A 19,880-nucleotide genomic window follows, 5' to 3' on the forward strand; every position below is an offset into this window, starting at 1 on the left:
GACCATGCGTAGCATGGTGGAGGGGTGTCCTCGCTGGTAAGTGCGGTATGACCTCGCAACCGGGGACACCCCTCCGTCAGCGCTCCCGCGCTGCCACCTCCCCTTGCAGGGGAGGAATCATAGAGGCCTTACGTCACCACATCGGGTTCGGTGCGGCCGGTATGCCGGGTGATCCCGGCGATTTCGTCGGCCGCCTGGATGATGTCCGCGAGCATCTCGGGCGTCTCGCGGTCGAGTTGGTCGGCCGAATACCGCTCCAGATAGACGCGCAGGGTCGCGCCGCTGGTGCCGGTGCCCGACAGGCGGAATACGACGCGGCTGCCGCCCTGGAACAGCACGCGGATGCCCTGGTTGCGGCTGACCGACTGGTCGGTCGGGTCGGTATAGGCGAAGTCGTCCGCCGTCTCGACCGTCAGCCCGGCGAACGTCTCGCCCGGCAGGGTCGGCAGTTTGGCGCGCAGATCGGCCATCAGTGCATCGGCGCGTTCGCTCTCGACGCCCTCATAGTCATGGCGCGCATAGTAATTGCGGCCATAGGTCGCCCAGTGATCGCGGGCGATCTGGTCGACCGACTTGCCCAAAGCGGCGAGGATGTTGAGCCAGAGCAACACCGCCCACAGCCCGTCCTTCTCGCGCACATGGTCCGAACCGGTTCCCGCGCTCTCCTCGCCGCAGATCGTCGCCATGCCGGCGTCGAGCAGGTTACCGAAGAACTTCCAGCCGGTTGGGGTCTCGTAGGCGGGGATGCCCAACTTCTCAGCCACGCGGTCGGCGGCGGCGCTGGTCGGCATGGAGCGCGCGATACCCTTGAGGCCACCGGCATAGGCGGGCGACAGATGCGCGTTGGCCGCCAGCATCGCCAGGCTGTCCGAGGGCGTGATGAAGCGCCCACGCCCGATGATGAGGTTGCGGTCACCGTCCCCGTCCGACGCCGCGCCGAAATCGGGCGCGTCCGGGGCCATCATCCGGTCGTACAATTCCTTGGCGTGGACCAGATTGGGGTCGGGGTGATGCCCGCCGAAATCGGGAAGCGGCGTGCCGTTCTTGACGGTGTCGGGCGCAAAGCCGAGGCGCTTTTCCAGGATTTCGGTCGCATAGGGGCCGGTCACCGCGCTCATGGCGTCGAACGACATGGTGAAGCCACCCTCGACCGCGCGACGGATCGCAGCGAAGTCGAACAGGCTTTCCATCAGCGCGGCATAGTCGGCAACCGGGTCGATCACCTCGACCGTCATGTCGCCCACCGTCACCTCGCCCAGCGTATCGAGGTCGATGTCATCAGCCTCGACGGTCAGCCAGCGGCTGATCGACTTGGTGTTGGCGTGGATCGCGTCGGTCACCTTCTCCGGCGCAGGTCCGCCATTGGCGATATTGTACTTGATGCCGAAATCTTCGTCCGGGCCGCCCGGATTGTGGCTGGCCGACAGGACCAGGCCGCCCAAGGCTTTCCTCTGACGGATCACGTTGCTCGCCGCCGGGGTCGACAGGATGCCGCCCTGACCCACCACGACGCGGGCGAAGCCATTGGCGGCGGCCATGCGAATCGCGACCTGGATCACTTCGCGGTTCAGGAAGCGACCGTCGCCACCGATCACCAGCGTCTGGCCCGTCTTTTCGTCACCCAGCGCGTCGAACACCGATTGCACGAAATTCTCGGCATAGTTGGGCTGTTGGAAGACGCGGACCTTCTTGCGCAGGCCCGAGGTGCCGGGCTTCTGGTCGAGATAGGGCGTGGTCGCGACGGTCTTGATCATTGGTCCCCCAGGACGGAACGATAGAGTTCGGCATAGTGGCGGCCGCTATGGTGCCAGCTATAGTCGGCATTCATGCCATTCACCTGAATGGTACGCCATTGGTCTTGATCGGCGTACAGTCTCATAGTGCGACGCAGCACCGCGACGATGTTGTCGGCGGTGACATTGTCGAACTGAAGCCCGGTCGCGACGCCGGTCGCCAATGCGGCCTCGTTGGCGTCGATGATCGTATCCGCCAGCCCGCCGGTGCGCGCGACCACGGGCACGCAGCCATAGGCCAGCGCGTAGAGCTGGGTCAGCCCGCACGGCTCGAACCGTGAGGGGATGACGATCGCATCGCAGCCGCCCTGCAGCAGATGCGAGACCGGCTCGTCATAGCCGATCCGCACCGCGACGCGCCCCGGATGGCGCAGCGCAGCGGTGGCGAAGGCGATCTCCAGCGCCGGGTCACCGGTGCCCAGCACCACCAGCCGCCCGCCCATCGCCACAAGGTCGTCGATCACCTCGACCAGCACGTCCATGCCCTTTTGCCAGGTCAGGCGGCTGATGACGGTGAAGATCGGGCTGTCGTCTGTGTCCAGCCCGAACGCCGTCTCGACTGCGCGTTTGTTGGCGATGCGATCGTCGAGCGTCTCGACGGTGAAGGGCGCGGGCAGCGCGGCATCGGCCTTGGGGCTCCAGATGGCGGGGTCGATGCCGTTGACGATGCCGCTGACGCATTCGGCGCGCGCGGCGATCAGGCCTTCGAGGCCCATGCCATACTGCACCCGGTGGATTTCCTCGGAATAGGTCGGGCTGACCGTGGTGATCGCATCCGCCGTGCGCAGGCCCGCCTTCAGATAGCCGATCTGGCCATAATATTCGACGCCGTCGACCGACCATGCCTCGGGCGGCAGGCCCAGATCGGGGAAATGGTGCGCCGCGAACGAGCCCTGGAAGGCGATATTGTGGATGGTGACGATGCTCTTGGCAACCTTGCCGGGGCCGGGGGCGTAATGGAGAAAGGCGGGGGCGAGGGCCGCCTGCCAGTCATGCGCGTGGAGCAGGTCGAAGTCGTAGCCCGGCACCGCGCCCGAGGCGAGGTCCGCGCCCGCGCGCGCCAGCACCGCGAAGCGCCGCCAATTGTCATGCCAGTCGTTCCCGTCCGCATCGACATAGGGCAGCCCGTCTCGCTCCCAAAGCTGCGGCGCGTCGATGACCAGTAGCCGGTGGGTGCCGATCATGGCCTCGCGCAACCAGGCGTCGGTGCCGATGATGTGCGTCCAGTGATGGACGCGGGGTGCATCCTCGCCGATCGCGCGCATGACCTTCGGATAACCGGGGATCAGCGTGGTGACGGCGATGTCGTGCGGCGCCAGGGCCTCGGGCAGCGCGCCGACGACATCGGCCAGACCGCCGGTCTTGATGAGCGGAAACGCCTCCGAGGCGACCGACAGGACGGAAAGGGTCATGGGGACTTTCAGTTGGCCAGACGGTCGATCATCGGCTGGGTGATCAGGCAGATGCCCTTGTCGGTGCGGCGGAAACGGTGGCCGTCGAGCACCGGATCGTCGCCGACCACCAGACCGTCTGGGATCTTGACGCCGCGATCGAGGATCACGCGCCGCAGCCGCGCGCCGCGCCCGATATGGCAGAAGGGCAGGACCACCGCCTCGTCGAGCATCGCGAAGCTGTGGGTGCGAACGCCGGTCGACAGCAGCGAGCGGTGGATCGACGATCCCGACACGATGCAGTCGCCCGCGACCAGGCTGGCGACCGCCGACCCGCGCCGGCCATCGATGTCATGGACGAACTTGGCGGGCGGGGTGATCTCGGCATAGGTCCAGAGCGGCCAGCTGCGGTCGTACAGATCGAGCTGCGGCACCACATCGGTCAGATCGAGGCTGGCCTCCCAATAGGCGTCGACCGTGCCGACATCGCGCCAATACGCGCCCGGCTCGTCATGCGAGCGGACGCAGGAGGCGGAGAAGCGGTGCGCCTGCGCTTTGCCGTGTTCGACCAGATAGGGGATGATGTCCTTGCCGAAGTCACGGGCGGAGCCCGGCGTCGCGGCATCCCGGCGCAGCTGCTCGAACAGGAAGGCGGTGCGGAAGACATAGATGCCCAGCGACGCCAGCGACACGCCCGGATTGCCGGGGAGGGAGGGCGGATCGGCGGGCTTTTCGACGAAATCGACGATGCGGTCGGTTTCGTCGACATGCATCACGCCGAACGCGCTGGCCTCTTCGCGGCTGACCTCCAGACAGGCGACGGTGACGTCGGCGCCGCTGTCGCAATGCTGCTGGAGCATCAGCTCATAATCCATCTTGTAGACATGGTCGCCCGCCAGGATGACCATGAATTCGGGCGCATAGCTTTCGATGATGTCGATATTCTGGAACACCGCGTCGGCGGTGCCCTCATACCATTGGAACTCGCTGATGCGCTGGCTGGCGGGGAGGATGTCGAAGCTCTCGTTGCGTTCGTCGCGCAGGAAGTTCCAACCGCGCTGGAGGTGACGGATCAGCGAATGCGCCTTGTACTGGGTCGCCACGCCGATGCGGCGGATGCCCGAATTGATCGCGTTGGACAGAGCGAAGTCGATGATCCGCGCCTTGCCGCCGAAATAGACGGCGGGCTTGGCGCGGGTGTCGGTCAGTTCCATCAGCCGGCTGCCACGGCCGCCCGCCAGCACATAGGCCATGGCATCGCGCGCCAGCGGTTGTCCGCGCCTCAGGTCCATCGTCCGTCTCCCATTCTTCTGTCAGTGTCGCAACGCGCATTCAGGGCGTTGGTATTCGGCTAAAGTCGTGAACCTGGATCAACCATCGAAGCGCAGGATGACGGTCGCCAGCGGTGGCAGCGTGACCCAGGCGGCACCGTCATGCGCATCGACGCCGCCCATATTGCCCAGCCCCGATCCCCAATATTGGGTCGCGTCGGAGTTCAGCACCTCGGTCCAGCGGCCGTCCTGCGGCAGGGGCAGGCGATAGGGGGCGCGGGCGACAGGGGTCATGTTGGCGATCACCGCGACCGGCTTCTCGCCCGGTGCCTTGCGCAGCCAGGCGAAGACCGACTGCGCGCTGTCGTCGGCGACCAGCCATTCGAACCCCTCGCGCTCGCAGTCGCGGGCATGGAGCGCGGGTGTGTCGCGGTAGAGATGGTTCAGGTCGCGGACCAGCGAGCGGACGCCTTCATGCGAATGGCTGCACCGCAGATGCCAGTCGAGCGGGCGATCCTCCGACCATTCCTCGCGCTGGGCGAATTCCTGGCCCATGAAGAGCAGCTTCTTGCCCGGATAGGCCCACATGAAGGCGTAATAGGCGCGTAAGTTGGCGAATTTCTGCCAGTCGTCGCCCGCCATCTTGGTCAGCAGGCTGCCCTTGCCGTGGACGACCTCGTCATGGCTGAGCGGCAGGACAAAATTCTCGTCGAAGGCATAGTGGAGGCCGAACAGGATCTCGCCATGATGGTGCCGCCGATGCACCGGCTCGCGCGCCATGTACTGGAGCGTGTCGTGCATGAAGCCCATGTTCCACTTGAACCCGAAGCCCAGCCCGCCGTCATGCGCGGGAGCGGAGACGCCGGGCCAAGCGGTGGATTCCTCGGCGACGGTGAAGACGCCGGGATGCTGGCCGTACACCTGCCGGTTGACCTGGCGGAGGAACTCGACCGCTTCCCAATTCTCGCGCCCGCCCTGTTCGTTGGGCACCCACTCACCGTCCTTGCGGCTGTAATCGCGGTAGAGCATCGAGGCGACGGCATCCACGCGCAGCCCGTCGATATGATAACGCTCGGGCCAGAACAGCGCGTTGTTGACCAGGAAGCTCGCGACCTCGCGCCGCCCGAAATTATAGATGGCGGTGTTCCAGTCGGGGTGGAAACCCTGGCGCGGGTCCTCATGCTCGTAGAGCGCGGTGCCGTCGAAATGCGACAGGCCATGCGCGTCGGTAGGAAAGTGCGCGGGCACCCAGTCGAGGATCACGCCGATCCCGGCGCGGTGCGCGCCGTCGACGAAACGCGAAAAGCCCTCGACATCGCCGAACCGCGCGGACGGCGCATAGAGTCCGGTCGTCTGATAGCCCCAGCTGGGGTCGTAAGGGTGTTCGGAAATGGGCAGGAATTCGATATGGGTGAAGCCCATCTCGACGACGTAAGGGATCAGCCGGTCGGCGAGCGCATCCCAGCTGAGATACCAGCCATTCTCGTCGCGATCCCACGACCCGGCATGGACCTCGTAGATGCTGATCGGCACGCGGCGCGGATCGACGCCCGCCCAATGCTCGCGGTGGGGCGCATCCTGCCAGACATGCTGGGGCGGCGCAGTGGTGATCGACGCGGTCTTGGGGCGAAGCTCGGCGGCGAAGGCGAAGGGATCGGCCTTCATCGGCTGATCCGCGCCATGGGGGCCGGTGATCGCGAACTTGTAGGCGCGGCCCTCGCCGATGTCGGGAATGAAGATTTCCCAGACGCCGACATCCAGGCGACGGCGCATGACGTGGCGACCGGGGTTCCAGTCGTTGAAGTCGCCGACGACCGCCACCCGCTCGGCATTGGGGGCCCAGACGGCGAAGTGCACGCCCGCGACACCCTGATGCGCGATCAGATGCGCGCCCATCTTGTCATAGAGGCGGAAGTGATTGCCTTCACCCATCAGGAAGTCGTCGAGGGGCCCGAGCACGGGGCCGAAGCTGTAGGGGTCGGTGATCCACCATTCCGCCCCGTGCCCGCGCGCGCGGTATTTCACCGGCTGGACCGGGCCCTCGATCACGCCCTCGAACAGGCCGCGCGGGTCGACGCTTTCCAATTCGCCCAGCGCCAGGCCGGACAGGTCGAAGGCGGTGACCGCCTCCGCGCCCGGCACCAGCGCCCGCAGGAACGTGCCGCCCGGTCCTTCATGAGGTCCCAGCAACGCGAAGGGATCGGCGTTGCGGCCCTCGATCAGGGCATCCAGAGCGGCACGGGGTGGCTTCACATCACGTTCCAGATTTCCTCGGCATATTGCCGGATGGTGCGATCGGAGGAGAACCATCCGACTTTCGCGACATTGTGGATGGCCGAGGTCGCCCAACCCGCCTGGTCCTGCCAGCGGGTGTCGACCTGGCGCTGCGCGGCGGCATAGGCATCGAAATCGGCGGCAACCATGAACCAGTCGCCGTCATACAGTCCGCCCATGAGGCCCGCGTAGCGGCCGGGATCGTCGGGCGAAAACACGCCCGAAGCGATGGCCGAGACGGCCTGGCGCAGCTCCGGGCTACCCTCGATCACCGCGCGCGGGTTGTAACCGTCGCGGCGCTTGGCGGCGACCTCGTCGGCGGTCAGGCCGAAGATGACGATATGCTCGTCACCGACATGCTCCTTGATCTCGACATTGGCGCCGTCGAGCGTGCCGATGGTGAGAGCGCCGTTCAGCGCGAACTTCATGTTGCCGGTGCCCGACGCCTCCATGCCCGCGGTCGAAATCTGTTCGGACAGATCGGCGGCGGGGATGATCTTCTCGGCCAGGCTGACATTGTAATTGGGGACGAAGCCGACTTTCAGCAGATGGCCGACGCTCGGGTCCGAATTGACGCGGCGCGCGACGTCATTGGCCAGTTTGATGACCAGCTTGGCATTGTGATAACTCGACGCCGCCTTGCCGGCGAACAGCTTGACGCGCGGCGTCCAGTCGCGCTCGGGATGGCTGCGGATCTGGTCGTACAGCGCCACCGTCTCGATGATGTTGAGCAGCTGGCGCTTATATTCGTGGATGCGCTTGATCTGGACGTCGAACAGCGCATCGGGGTCCACGCGCAACCCGGTCGACTCTCTAAGATAATTTGCCAGCCCCACCTTGTTGGAACGTTTGATGCTGAGAAAGCGTTCCCGGAAATTCGCGTCCTGCGCAAATTCCGTGAGCGCTATCAATTTTTCCGCGTCATCCTCGAATCCCGGCCCGATCGCCTCGCGGATCAGCGCGGTCAGTTGCGGATTGCATTGCCGCAGCCAGCGGCGCGGGGTGATGCCGTTGGTCTTGTTGTTGATCCGCGTCGGATAGAGGTGATGCAGGTCGGCGAAGACCGTCTGCTTCATGAGTTCGGTGTGGAGCGCCGCCACGCCGTTGACGCTGTGGCTGCCCGCAAAGGCCAGGTTCGCCATGCGCACCCGCCGCTCGCCGCCCTCGTCGATCAGGCTGATCGCGGCGATGGCGCGGTCGTCCATCCCTTCGACCGCTCGCGCCTCACGCAGCAGCTTGGCGTTGATCGCATAGATCAGTTGCATGTGACGCGGCAGCAACCGCTCGAACAGATGCAGCGGCCAGCTTTCCAGTGCCTCGGGCAGCAGCGTGTGATTGGTATAGCCGAAGGTGCGCCGGGTGATGTCCCACGCCTGTTCGAAGCCCAGATCGTGATGATCGACCAGCAGGTGCATCAGCTCGGCGACCGACACCGCCGGGTGGGTGTCGTTCAGCTGGATCGCGGCCTTGTCGGGAAGCGTGCGGATGTCGTGGAAATACTGGATGTGCCGGCGGACGATGTCCTGGATCGAGGCGGAGGAGAAGAAATATTCCTGCCGCAGCCGCAGTTCCTGACCCGCCGGCGAACTGTCGGATGGGTAGAGGACGCGGACCAGCGTCTCGGCCGCCAGCTGTCCGGCGAGCGCGCCGGTATAGTCGCCCGCGTTGAAGCGATCGAGCCGGATGGGATCGATCGCCTGCGCGGTCCAGAGGCGCAGCGTGTTGACCCGCTTGCCGCGCCAGCCGACGACGGGGGTGTCGACCGCGATCGCCTCGATCGCCTCGGCGGGTTTCCAGTGGACCGCACCCGTCTCGGTGCCCACCACCTCGCCGCCGAAGCCGACGAAATAGGCGCTCTCGCGACGCTCGAACTCCCAGGGATTGCCGTGGCTCAGCCAGGTTTCGGGCAGCTCGACCTGCCAGCCATCGTCGATCCGCTGGCGGAACATGCCGTTCACATAGCGGATGCCGTAACCGTAGGCGGGCAGGTCGAGGCTGGCGAGGCTCTCCATGAAGCACGCCGCCAGCCGTCCCAGGCCGCCATTGCCCAGTGCCGCGTCGGGTTCGATCTCCTCCAGATCGGCGAGATCGACGCCCAGCGTCTGGAGCGCGCCCGCCACCTGCGCCATGACGCCCATGTTCGACAGCGCGTCGCGCAGCAGCCGGCCGATCAGGAATTCCAGGCTGAGATAATAGACGCGCTTGGCGCCCGCCGCATGGGCTTCGCGGGTGGAGGCCATCCAGCGTTCGATGATGTCGTTGCGGACGGTCAGGATGGTCGCGGCCAGCCAGTCGTGCGGTCGCGCATTGGCGGCATCCTTGCCAATCCGGTGCACCAGCGTGTCGACGATCGCGTCGGCCAGAGGGCCGGTGTCGTCGACGTGCAGAGTGGTGATGGTCGTCGTCATTGATTCGGGCGTCCCTGTCGGTCCAGTCGCGCCCAGCTTAGCCGCGTAAGGGGTGAAGTCACGCGGCATTCCTTCGCAATTGCGAAAAGCGATCAGCCCGTCGCCAGGCCCCATAGCAGCGTCAGATTAAGCCCGATGATGATGGCCGCAATGATCCAGGCTAATATCCGCAACCAGACGGGGCTCGCGAACGGCCCCATCATCCCTTTGTTCGCGGTGAAGCGGACCAGCGGCACCACCGCGAAGGGAAGCTGGAGACTGAGGATCACCTGGCTGAGGACCAGCAGCTTGGTCGCGCCCGCCTGACCGCTGGCGCCGACGACCAGCACGGCGGGGATGATGGCGAGGCCGCGGGTGATCAGCCGCCGCAGCCATGGCGCGAGCCGCAGGTCGAGAAAGCCCTCCATCACGATCTGTCCCGCCAGCGTCCCCGTGACGGTCGAGTTCTGCCCCGAGGCGAGCAGCGCCACGCCGAATACCACGCTCGCCGCGCCCGCGCCCAGCATCGGGGCGAGCAGGCGGTAGGCCTGGTCGATCTCCGCCACATCGGTGCGCCCCGCGACATGGAAGGTGGCAGCGGCGACGATCAGGATCGCGGCGTTGATGAAGAAGGCGAAGAACAGCGCGACCGTGCTGTCGATCGTCGCCATCTTGATCGCATCGCGTTTGCCGTTCTCGGACTCGTCGAAGGCGCGGGTCTGCACCACCGAGGAGTGGAGGTAGAGATTGTGCGGCATCACGGTGGCACCAAGGATGCCGATCGCGATGTAGAGCATCGCCGGATCGGTCACGATGCGCGTCGTCGGGATGAACCCCGCCATCACCGCGCCCGGATCAGGGCGCGAGGCAATCAGCTCATAAAGGAAACAGCCGCCGATGATGAGGAGGAGCGCGATGATGAACGCCTCGACCTTCCTGAACCCGTAATGCTGGAGCGCGAGGATCAGGAAGACGTCGAACCCGGTGATCAGCACGCCCCAGACCAGCGGCAGGTCGAACAGCAGTTGCAGCGCGATGGCGGTGCCCAGCACCTCGGCCAGGTCGCAGGCGATGATCGCGATCTCGCAGAGCAGCCAGAGAATGCGCGAGACGGGCTTGGAATAGGCCGCCCGGCATGCCTGCGCCAGGTCCAGTCCGGCGGCGATGCCCAGCCGCGCCGACAGCGCTTGCAGGATCATCGCCATGATGTTGGACAACAGGATGACCGACAACAGCGCATAGCCATAGGCCGAACCGCCCGCGATGTCGGTCGCCCAGTTGCCGGGGTCCATATAGCCGACCGCGACCAGATAGCCGGGTCCGGCAAAGGCGAACAATCGCCGCAGGAAGGACGCGCCCTCCGGAATGGCGATCGAACGATGGCTTTCGGCAAGCGAGCGGGTGGCGGGCGTGGCTACGGTCATCGACCGCGAGGTGTGGCGGAGTTTGGGCTAGGCGACAACCCGCCAATGCGTTGTGGGGAGCTGTTTGGCGAGGGTTCTCAATTCCTCCCCTGCAAGGGGAGGTGGCGCGCGTAGCGCGTCGGAAGGGTGTCGCGCTCTCGATAGGGGGGACACCCCTCCGTCAGGCCTTCAGCCTGCCACCTCCCCTTACAGGGGAGGAATTAGAGAGAAGACCCCACCACCGCGCAGGCCAGCGCCATCAGCAACCCGGCAAAACGGTTCGACCGGAACCGGTACAGGGCGCCCGCGCCGTCCTCCGGCCGCAGCGTGATCGCCTGCCACGCCAAATGCAATGCCACCGGCACCAGCGCCAGAACCGCCAGCACATCCGGTCGCACCAGCCAGATCGCCCCCGCCCAGCACAATATCGCCGCCAGGTAGAACGCGCCCACGCCCGGCTTCACATGCGCCCCCATGCGCAGCGCCGAGGAGCGCACGCCGATCAGTGCATCGTCCTCGCGGTCCTGCAGCGCATAGATGGTGTCATAGCCGATCACCCAGGCGATCGACCCGGCATAGAGCAGCCAGAGCGATGCGGAGAGTTCTCCCGCTACCTCGGCCCAGCCGACCAGCGCTGCCCAGCTGAACACCATGCCCAGCCAGGCCTGCGGCCACCAGGTGATCCGCTTCATGAACGGATAGGCCGCGACGGGCGCCAGGCTGGCCACCGCGACGATCGCGGCGAGCGGGCGCAGCTGTACCAGCACGATCAGGCCGATCAGGCACAGCGCGACCAGCCAGATCGCGGCCAGCTTCACCGAGACCAGCCCCGAGGGGATCGGCCGCGCCCGTGTCCGCGCGACCTTGGCATCCAGATCGCGGTCGACGATGTCGTTGAACACGCAGCCCGCACCGCGCATCGCGATCGACCCGAGCAGGAACCACAGGACCAGCGGCCAGCGCTCGGGCAGCCCGCCGGCCAGCGCGATCGCCCAGACGCCGGGCCAGAACAGCAGCCACCAGCCGATCGGCCGATCCAGCCGCGCCAGCAGCGCCAGCCCGCGCCACCGGGGCGGCAGCCGCCCGACCAGTCCCTTATGCTCGCTATCGGGTACGATCTCGATCGTCATGGCGCGGGCCTATGGGGGCGGGTGCCGCCATGCAAGGGGGTATGGACCGGGCGACAGGTGTATCAACCCTGGTCAATCGCGCCGCATAGCCGTGACAAAGCCGCTGCGCCGGCGATCACCGATGCGCTAGGCCCCGCTGCCAGATGATGGGCCGTGACGGTGGGGAACGATGATGCAGGGGTTGATCCAGCGAATAGCGCGGCATGGCCGCTTCCGGCTCGGGCAGATGGCGGAGGCGTCGATCGTGTTGCGTGCCCGGCGCCTGATCGACCGGTCCGACGCCCGTCACACACCGGTTCGGATCGAAGGCGTCGAGCGGCTGTGCAACCCCAGCATCCTGCGCACGCGCGGTCGTGGCGAGGGCGCCTGGACCGTCATGGTGCGCAGCCCCAATTACCGGATGCTGTCGGACGGCGCCTATATCGTGCCCGGCGGGATCGAATGCCTGTCGTCGGACAATTGGCTGCTCGGTTATGACGAGGATCTGACGCTGCGCTCGACGGTCCGGCTGGCGGACGAGGAGGCCAAGGCGGCCTCACCGGACGCGCGCAACGGCTTTGAAGATCCCCGCATCTTCGACTGGAACGGGACGCTTTACGGGCTGTGGAGCGCGTGCCGACTGGGTCCCGATCAGGTCGCGCCCGATGCGCGAGGCGCCAGCAAGCCCAACTGGAACGGCAGCCGCAACGTCATGGCGATCGCGCCCGTCGTGCACGGCGCGATCGGCCGGTCGCTGTCGCTGCCCTCGCCGCATGGCTGCGCCCGCGAAAAGAACTGGATGCCGGCGGTCGACGGCGATCGCCTGATGCTGCTTTACCGGCTGGACCGGATGGAGGTGTACCGGGTCGCCGATGGCGCGCTGGCGCCGGTTCACCGGGCCGACCGGCCGATCCGCCCGCTGGTCGGCTGGTCGGGATCGTCGCAGCTGATCCCGTGGGAGGACGGTTGGCTCTGCGTCGCGCATCTGGCCTGCCGGCAGCTGAAGGCGAGCATTTCCGCCGGTCCCTTCTACCCGCATCGCTTCGTCCGCATATCGCGTGACTGGCGGGTGACGGGGCTGTCCGATCCGTTCTTCTTCGAAAAGCGCGGCGTCGAATTCTGCTCAGGGATGGCGGTCCATGACGGCCGGGTGATCATGTCCTATGGCATCGACGACTCTGCCGCCGCGCTGATGTCGCTGCCCGTCGAGAGCGTCGGGGCGATGATCACGCCGCTACGCTGAGGTCCGTGGCGTCCGGCACTCCGGCTGGCTATTAGGGACGGACCATGGACAGCCGGCCCCTTTTTCGATGATCGGCCTGTCGGTCGCGGTCGGACGCTTTGTCGAGGCGCTGTTCTGGGCGATCCTGCGCGTCGCCGGGATGGTCGGCGGCGTCGCGCTGCTCGGGCTGGTGCTGCTGGGCGCCTTGTGGTGGCTGATCCGACGGCGGCGCTAGGCGGCGAGCGCCTTCAGCTGCGAGCGCAGGACGTCCAGATTATGCCGTGCCAGATGGCTGCCACGTCCAGCGACGCTGCCATCCAGTTCCGGGCGTTCGCCGATCGTGAGGCATTGTTCCCACGCCGCCTCCGCCAGCGGGAGCCAGTGCCCCACCGCCTGGGCCGGATCGGCCATCGCCTGGTCGAGCAGGACGTCCCCCAGGACAAAGAAATAATCGGGCGATTCCGGCCATTGGCCGAACTCCGCATCGGCCAGCGCCAACGCATCCGGCACCCGACCCGCCTGCGACATCAGGGGGATGGCGGTGGTGACCAGCGCATGACGCCAGTTCGCCTCCACCGGGGTCGCCGCCAATGCGCGTGCGAGATAGTCGCAGGCCGCCGGCAGATCGGCGCGCATCTGGGCATCCTTGCCGAGCTGATAGAGGAGATAGGCATCGTCCGGCAGCGCGGCGAGTTCGCGCAGCAGCAGCATGTGGTTGCGGTCGCGCTTCGCGGCGATCTGTTCATCGCGATAGCCGTCATGCCCGACATGGAGGGGCAGGCGCACCCTCGGCAGCGGTGAGGCGACCTGCTCATGGACGCGGCCTTCGAACCGGGCACCGCGCGGCAACAGCCGCGTGATCCAGCTTCGCGCGGTATTGGCCCCGTCCTGCGTATCGCTCTCGACGCAGATTCGGCCCAGACGTGGCAGGCCGGCACAGAAGTCACGTAGCGCCTCGCCCCCGGCCATGATCCATTCGTCGGCGTCGATGACGAGGTTCCAGTCGGCATCGGCACAGGCCAGCGCATGATTGCGCGCGGCGGCGAAATCGTCGGGCCAGGGCAGGTGATGCACCTCGGCCCCGGCGGCCCGTGCGATGGCGACGGTGTCGTCGGTCGAACCGGTATCGATCACCACCATCCTGTCCACGAACGGCGCGACGCTCGTCAGGCAGCGGGCGAGGCAGCGTGCCTCGTTTCGAACGATCAGGGTCGCGGCGATCGATGATGGTCCAGACATGGCATGGATAGAGCCATGATATGGTAAAGATCGCGCTAAGGTCCGCATGTCGGCCGGCGGGTTCCCGACCGACTGGCGGGCATGTGCGGTCGATCCTGCGGTCAGGCGGCCAGCGTCGCCAGCTGGGAGCGGACGATGTCCAGGCTCTGCTGCGCCAGATAGCTGCCGCGCCCCGCGACGCTGCCGTCCAGATCGGGGCGTTCGCCAATGGCGAGGCAGCGTTCCCACGCGCCCTGCGCCAAGGGCAGCCAATGGTCGATCGCCTGTGCCGGATCGGCCAGCGCCCGGTCGAACAATATGTCGCCCAGCACGTAGAAATAGTCGGGCGAGTGCGGCCAGTGCGGAAACTCCGCATCGGCCAGCGCCAGCGCCTCGTCGCGCCGACCCATATGGGCCATCAGCGTCATGGCGCTCGTCACCAGTGGATGCCGCCAGCCGGCGTCGCGCGGCGCGGTCGCCAGCGCGCGTTGCAGATAGTCGCAGGCGGTGGGCAGATCGCGCCGTGCCTGCGCCTCCATGCCGAACTGGAACATCAGATAGGGATTGTCCGGCTGCTCGGCGAGTTCGCGCTGCAACAGCTCATAGTTGCGATCGATCTTCTTCGCCTTCTGCGCGGCGAGATAGCCGTCATGCCCGACATGGATCGGGGTGCGGACGATCGGCAGGGCGGAGACGACATGTTCGTGGACGCGCCCCTGATAATAGGCACCGCGCGGCAAAAGGCGCGGAATCCAGCTGCGCGTGGGATCGGGGCTGCCGTCCACCTGATTCTCGATGCAAACGGCCCCCAGTCGTGGCGGCCCGGCGCACCAGCGGCGCAGCTGCTCGCCGCCGTCGCTGATCCACTCGTCGGCGTCGAGCATCAGGTTCCAGTCGGCATCGGCGCAGGCCAGTAGGTGGTTGCGCGCCTCGGCGAAGTCGTCGGGCCAGGGCAGGTGATGCACCTCGGCCCCGGCGGCCTTGGCGATGGCGACCGTCCTGTCGGTCGAGCCGGTATCGAGCACCACCATCCTTTCCACGAACGGCGCGACGCTTTCCAGACAGCGGGCGAGGCAGCGCGCCTCGTTCCGGACGATCAGCGTGGCCGCGATCCGAGGGGCGGGGGGCAACATCAGGCGCTATCCTCGACAAAGGGTCTTGTCGCGCCCTCTATCATCCGCCCCGTGAAGATTTGGCTAACCGGACCGTAACCCTATTTCGCCAGCCGTCCGTCCTCCAGCGCGGCCATGTCGAACGGGAAGAGGATGTCGGGATCGGGGGCCTTCACGTCCTTGGCGATGTCGGCGGGCGCGATGCGGTGCAGGATGTGGCGGATGATCGCGATGCGGGCGTCCTTCTTATCGTCGGCGCGCACGACATGCCACGGCGCGAAGGGGGTGTGGGTACGGGTCAGCATCGTGTCGCGCGCCGCCGAATAGTCGGCCCATTTGGCCTGCGCGACCTTGTCCATGTCCGACACCTTCAGCGCCTTGAGCGGATCGGTCCGCCGAGCCTCCAGCCGCTCGGCCTGTTCCTTCTTCGAGATGTCGAGCCAGATCTTGACCAGCCTGATGCCGCTTTCGACCAGCATCCGCTCGAAATCGGGGGCGTCGCGCAGGAACGCTTCCTGCTCGGTGGCGGTGGAGAAGCCCATCACGACCTCGACGCCGGCGCGATTGTACCAGCTGCGGTTGAAGATCACGATCTCCCCGGCGGCGGGCAGGTGCGCGGTATAGCGCTGGAAATACCACTGTGTGCGTTCGCGGTCGGAGGGTTTGGGCAGCGCCACGACGCGCGTGGCGCGGACCGAGAGATGCTCGGTGATCCGTTTGATCGTCCCGTCTTTCCCGGCGCCGTCGCGGCCTTCCAGCACGATGACGACGCGCTCGTCCGATCCCGCCATCGCCATCTGGGTACGGACCAGCGCGAGTTGCAGCGCTTCCAGTTCCTCCTGATAATGTTTCGCCATCGTCACCTCCTTTGCGCGAAGAAACGTCTGGCGCGGCAAAAGTGGCATGATGCGCGCCCACGGTGTAAGCGCACCCCATGCCCGCTACCCCCGCCTGGCCGCCGCAATCCACGCCCCGCCTGTTCGTCGACCAGCTGCTCGCCGAAGGGCCGATCCGCATCGACGGCCCGGCCGCGCATTATCTGGTGTCGGTGATGCGCACCAAGGTCGGCGATCCCGTCAAGCTGTTCGACGACCGCACCGGCGAATGGCTGGGCGTCGCGGCCTCGGTCGGCAAGCGCGACCTGACGCTGGACGTCACCCAGCTCTTGCGCGAGCGCGAGGCGGTGCCCGACCTGTGGCTGTGCGCGGCACCGCTGAAGAAGGGCCGGGTCGACTGGCTGGCGGAAAAGGCGTGCGAGCTGGGCGTGGCGCGGCTGGTCCCCGTCGTCACCCGCCGCACCGTCGTCGACAAGCCCAATACCGAGCGGCTGCGCGCCCATATGATCGAGGCGGCCGAGCAATGCGGCCGCACCGCGCTGCCCGAGGTCGCCGAGCCGGTGAAGCTGGCCGCGCTGCTCCGGGAATGGCCCGAAGGCCGTGCGCTGTTCTTCGCCGACGAAACCGGCGGCGTATCCGCGCTGGAGGCGATGCGGGCACACAAGGGTCCGGCGGCGATCCTGATCGGCCCCGAGGGCGGCTTCGATGCCGAGGAACGCGCGGCGATCCGCGCGCATCCGTCCGCCATCGGCATCGGTCTCGGCCCCCGTATCCTGCGCGCCGACACGGCGGCGGCGGCGGCGGTGTCCCTCTGGATGGCGGCGGTAGGCGACTGGTGTTGATTCAGCCTATGGCGTGGACGCGCGCTCGCGCGTAAGGCGCGGTTCATGAGCACGAAGACCGCGAGCACAGCCAAGAGCGCCATCATCGAGTCGCGCGACCAGTTGATCGCGAGTTTCGCGCGCGGTGAAAAACCCAGCGATCGCTGGCGGATAGGCACCGAGCACGAGAAGTTCGTCTATGCGCTGGGCGATCATCACGCGCCCTCCTACGACGAAGCCTCAGGCATCCGCGCGCTGCTGGGCGAGCTGGAGCAATATGGCTGGGCGCCGGTCCTGGAGGGCGGCAACGTCATCGCGCTGACCGGCGCGGACGGCTCGATCAGCCTGGAGCCGGCCGGGCAGTTCGAGCTGTCGGGCGCGCCGCTCGACAATCTGCATGAGACCTGTGCCGAGACGGGGCGCCATCTCGCCCAAGTGAAGGCGGCGGGCGACACGCTGGGGCTCGGCTTCCTGGGCCTGGGCATGTGGCCGGACAAGACCCGCGCCGAACTGCCGATCATGCCCAAGGGCCGCTATGCCATCATGCTGCGCCACATGCCGCGCGTCGGGTCGCTGGGCCTCGACATGATGCTGCGCACCTCGACCATCCAGGTGAACCTGGATTACGCGTCGGAGGCGGACATGGTGAAGAAATTCCGCGTCGGCCTGGCGCTCCAACCGCTGGCGACCGCGCTGTTCGCCAATTCGCCCTTCACCGAAGGCAAGCCTAACGGCAAGCTGTCCTTCCGTAGCCATATCTGGTCGGACACCGACCCGGCGCGCACCGGCATGCTGCCCTTCGTGTTCGAGGAGGGCTTCGGCTATGAGCGCTACGCCGACTATGCGCTCGATGTGCCGATGTACTTCGTCTACCGCGACGGCAAATATATCGACGCGGCGGGGCTGTCGTTCCGCGACTTCCTGAAGGGCGAGCTGTCGGTCCTGCCGGGCGAATTGCCGACGATGGAGGACTGGAACGATCACCTCTCGACCGCCTTCCCCGAGGTGCGGTTGAAGACCTTCCTGGAGATGCGCGGGGCGGATGGCGGCCCGTGGAACCGCATCTGCGCGCTGCCTGCTTTGTGGGTCGGGTTGCTGTACGACAATGGCGCGCTCGATGCGGCGTGGGACCTGGTCAAGGGCTGGTCGCTGACCGAGCGGCAGAGCTTGCGCGATGCGGTGCCCGAGCTGGCGCTGGACGCGCCGCTGCCGGGTGGCGGGCGCCTGCGCGACATTGCGGGCGAAGTGCTCGACATCGCGCATGCGGGCCTTGCGGCGCGTGGACGGCTGAATGGGGCGGGGGATAACGAGACCGGCTTCCTCGATCCGCTGCGGGAGATCGTGCGGTCGGGCAAGGTTCCGGCGCAGGTGCTGCTCGACCGCTATCATGGCGAATGGGGTGGCGACATCTCGCGGGTCTATGGCGAGGCGAGTTTCTGACCGAGCAGCGTGGGCTTCGACTTCGCTCAGCCTGAACGGAGGCTTACCCCTTCATCCGTTCAGCCTTGAGCGAAGTCGAAGGCCAAGGGAAATCTACCGCCCCGAAACCCAGCGAAAGAACCGCGGCACCAACCCATACCGTGCCATCCAGTCATAATATTCCCGATACGCCGGATCGGCCGACAAATGCCGCTCCTCCGTCCGCGCGCGCCAGTAATAGACCCCGCTGACCGCCCCCAGCAGCAGCGTGCTCCGGCATGCATCGACCCAAGTCCCGGTCGACAGCACGGGGATCGTCGCGATCCACCAGAAGATGTTCTTCGACAGATAGGCCGGATGCCGCGACACGGCATAGGGCCCGTGGGTCAGGATGCCCCGGTGCGTCAGGTTGGAAAAGCGGATGCCGAACGCCACGGTCGACCAGGCATAGATGGCGGTCAACGCCACCAGCACCGCGCCGATCGCGGCCAGCAGGACCGGATGCCCGGCGAACCAATGGCTCCACTCGGCAGTGCCCGGCCGATAGTCCAGCGGCCCGCCATCGGCCATCATGATCGTCGGCGGATAGCAGATCAGCGCCGCCATCCACGCCGCCGCATAGGGGTTAGCCGAGCGGATATGCGCATCCAGCGGCCGCAGGGTCAGCATATAGCCGACGGTCGCGAAGGCGACGTCGATCACGAACATCAACGTAATCAGCCAGTTGGCCAGCGCCACCGGATCACGCAGCACGGTGGACAGGTCGCCGCGCACGAAATTGCCGAACCCGCCGGGGAGCACCGCCAGCATGAAGGCCAGGAAAAACGCCTTCACCCCCCAGGCGCGCAGGTGCGCATAGATCGGCTCCGCTGCGACGCCCTTCTGCCCGGCCAGCCACGCGCCGAGCGCCCAGGCACCGTCCTTCGGCTCGACCAGCCGCCGGTCGAGCCATAGCACATAGGGGATCGACAGCAGGAACGAGGCCGGGGCGATCCATTCGAAACACCACATGGCAAAGGCGAAATTGCCCCGCCAGTAGAAGCGCCCGGTGGCATAGATCAGCCCGATCGCGGCAAAGGTCGCCCACAGCCCGACCAGCTTGGTCAGGCTGATGTCCAACGTCTCCCGCGCCGGGCGGGGATGCGCCCAGTCGATGCCGGTGGAGGCGTGGCGATGCACCTTGTCCACCAGCAGCGACCACAAAATCATCGGCAGGCCCGCCGCCAGCAGATGGACGAGCGCGGCATAGGGGCCGTCCAGATGCCGCCACCGCGCCACCGCAATCCAACCAAGCGACCCCGCCAGCCCGGCCAGCCCCACGCCATGCGTCACCGCCGAAGCGGGGCGGGGCGGGCGGGGCGGGGCGGGGGGCGCGTCGGACATGCGGCCATGGCCTTAGCGCAATTTGGTAAGCGGGGCGTTAGGATGTTCGGGTTTTTGGGGTGAGGGTGAGGCGTGCCTTCGAAGCTGCCGCATCGCGCCGAAGTTCATCCTAGGCGGCTGGCCTGCCAGCCGATCGACGGGTTCAGGCTTAACGGCGAGTGGAAACCGACGGGCAATCCCCGACCGCCATCAATGTCGTAAAGGGGGGGGCGAAAGGGGCGGTTGCCCCAAAACCAAATCG

15 protein-coding genes are annotated in these 19,880 nt (G+C 66.8%); 4 read left to right on the plus strand and 11 right to left on the minus strand.

The genetic code is table 11. The features are described 5' to 3' along the window. Nucleotides 1-128: 128 nt before the first annotated feature. The 7 genes from GGR48_RS02770 to ubiA all read right to left on the minus strand — a co-directional run bounded on the left by GGR48_RS02770 (nucleotide 129) and on the right by ubiA (nucleotide 11,649). Nucleotides 129-1,754 (minus strand): alpha-D-glucose phosphate-specific phosphoglucomutase, encoded by a 1,626-nt coding sequence (locus GGR48_RS02770; protein WP_183950355.1) that lies wholly within the window; start codon nucleotides 1,752-1,754, stop codon nucleotides 129-131. Further along, on the minus strand, nucleotides 1,751-3,205 hold the full coding sequence (glgA, locus tag GGR48_RS02775) for a glycogen synthase GlgA (protein ID WP_183950356.1): 1,455 nt from the start codon (nucleotides 3,203-3,205) through the stop codon (nucleotides 1,751-1,753). Before glgA ends, GGR48_RS02770 begins: the two co-directional genes overlap by 4 nt. 8 nt (nucleotides 3,206-3,213) lie before the next feature. Further along, nucleotides 3,214-4,476 (minus strand): glucose-1-phosphate adenylyltransferase, encoded by a 1,263-nt coding sequence (gene glgC, locus GGR48_RS02780; protein WP_183950357.1) that lies wholly within the window; start codon nucleotides 4,474-4,476, stop codon nucleotides 3,214-3,216. A gap of 78 nt (nucleotides 4,477-4,554) precedes the next feature. Next, the gene (gene glgB, locus GGR48_RS02785) at nucleotides 4,555-6,708 is read right to left on the minus strand and encodes a 1,4-alpha-glucan branching protein GlgB (RefSeq protein ID WP_183950358.1); all 2,154 of its coding nucleotides are present in this window, start codon (nucleotides 6,706-6,708) and stop codon (nucleotides 4,555-4,557) included. Next, nucleotides 6,705-9,137 (minus strand): glycogen/starch/alpha-glucan phosphorylase, encoded by a 2,433-nt coding sequence (locus GGR48_RS02790; protein ID WP_183950359.1) that lies wholly within the window; start codon nucleotides 9,135-9,137, stop codon nucleotides 6,705-6,707. The genes glgB and GGR48_RS02790 overlap by 4 nt, the downstream gene beginning before the upstream one ends. 92 nt (nucleotides 9,138-9,229) lie before the next feature. Then, complete coding sequence (locus tag GGR48_RS02795; RefSeq protein WP_183950360.1) at nucleotides 9,230-10,540, minus strand: Nramp family divalent metal transporter; 1,311 nt, start codon at nucleotides 10,538-10,540, stop codon at nucleotides 9,230-9,232. 200 nt (nucleotides 10,541-10,740) lie between these two features. Then, nucleotides 10,741-11,649, minus strand: a complete 909-nt coding sequence (gene ubiA, locus GGR48_RS02800) for a 4-hydroxybenzoate octaprenyltransferase (RefSeq protein ID WP_183950361.1) — start codon at nucleotides 11,647-11,649, stop codon at nucleotides 10,741-10,743. A 172-nt stretch (nucleotides 11,650-11,821) separates the two neighbouring features. On the opposite strand from ubiA, the gene GGR48_RS02805 reads away from it, so the two are divergent. Continuing rightward, on the plus strand, nucleotides 11,822-12,871 hold the full coding sequence (locus GGR48_RS02805) for a glycoside hydrolase family protein (RefSeq protein WP_183950362.1): 1,050 nt from the start codon (nucleotides 11,822-11,824) through the stop codon (nucleotides 12,869-12,871). A gap of 67 nt (nucleotides 12,872-12,938) precedes the next feature. Beyond that, nucleotides 12,939-13,085: a hypothetical protein gene (locus GGR48_RS02810; protein WP_183950363.1), complete on the plus strand. Its 147-nt coding sequence runs from the start codon at nucleotides 12,939-12,941 to the stop codon at nucleotides 13,083-13,085. On the opposite strand, the gene GGR48_RS02815 is transcribed toward GGR48_RS02810, so the two are convergent. From GGR48_RS02815 to ppk2, 3 genes are all read right to left on the minus strand, one after another. Beyond that, nucleotides 13,082-14,089, minus strand: coding sequence for a glycosyltransferase family 2 protein (locus GGR48_RS02815; protein WP_183950364.1), 1,008 nt, complete (start codon nucleotides 14,087-14,089; stop codon nucleotides 13,082-13,084). The genes GGR48_RS02810 and GGR48_RS02815 overlap by 4 nt on opposite strands. A gap of 101 nt (nucleotides 14,090-14,190) precedes the next feature. Beyond that, nucleotides 14,191-15,201, minus strand: coding sequence for a glycosyltransferase (locus GGR48_RS02820; RefSeq protein ID WP_183950365.1), 1,011 nt, complete (start codon nucleotides 15,199-15,201; stop codon nucleotides 14,191-14,193). Between the two features lie 80 nt (nucleotides 15,202-15,281). Continuing rightward, nucleotides 15,282-16,037, minus strand: coding sequence for a polyphosphate kinase 2 (gene ppk2, locus GGR48_RS02825; protein ID WP_183950366.1), 756 nt, complete (start codon nucleotides 16,035-16,037; stop codon nucleotides 15,282-15,284). A 77-nt stretch (nucleotides 16,038-16,114) separates the two neighbouring features. Between ppk2 and GGR48_RS02830 the strand changes: the two genes are divergently transcribed. Next, complete coding sequence (locus GGR48_RS02830) at nucleotides 16,115-16,858, plus strand: 16S rRNA (uracil(1498)-N(3))-methyltransferase (protein WP_183950367.1); 744 nt, start codon at nucleotides 16,115-16,117, stop codon at nucleotides 16,856-16,858. A 45-nt stretch (nucleotides 16,859-16,903) separates the two neighbouring features. After that, nucleotides 16,904-18,277: a glutamate--cysteine ligase gene (locus tag GGR48_RS02835; RefSeq protein WP_183950368.1), complete on the plus strand. Its 1,374-nt coding sequence runs from the start codon at nucleotides 16,904-16,906 to the stop codon at nucleotides 18,275-18,277. Between the two features lie 93 nt (nucleotides 18,278-18,370). On the opposite strand, the gene GGR48_RS02840 is transcribed toward GGR48_RS02835, so the two are convergent. Continuing rightward, nucleotides 18,371-19,639, minus strand: coding sequence for a methyltransferase family protein (locus GGR48_RS02840; protein WP_183950369.1), 1,269 nt, complete (start codon nucleotides 19,637-19,639; stop codon nucleotides 18,371-18,373). Nucleotides 19,640-19,880: the final 241 nt, after the last annotated feature.

Source organism: Sphingomonas pseudosanguinis, from assembly GCF_014196255.1.
In the GTDB taxonomy this organism is placed as follows: domain Bacteria; phylum Pseudomonadota; class Alphaproteobacteria; order Sphingomonadales; family Sphingomonadaceae; genus Sphingomonas; species Sphingomonas pseudosanguinis.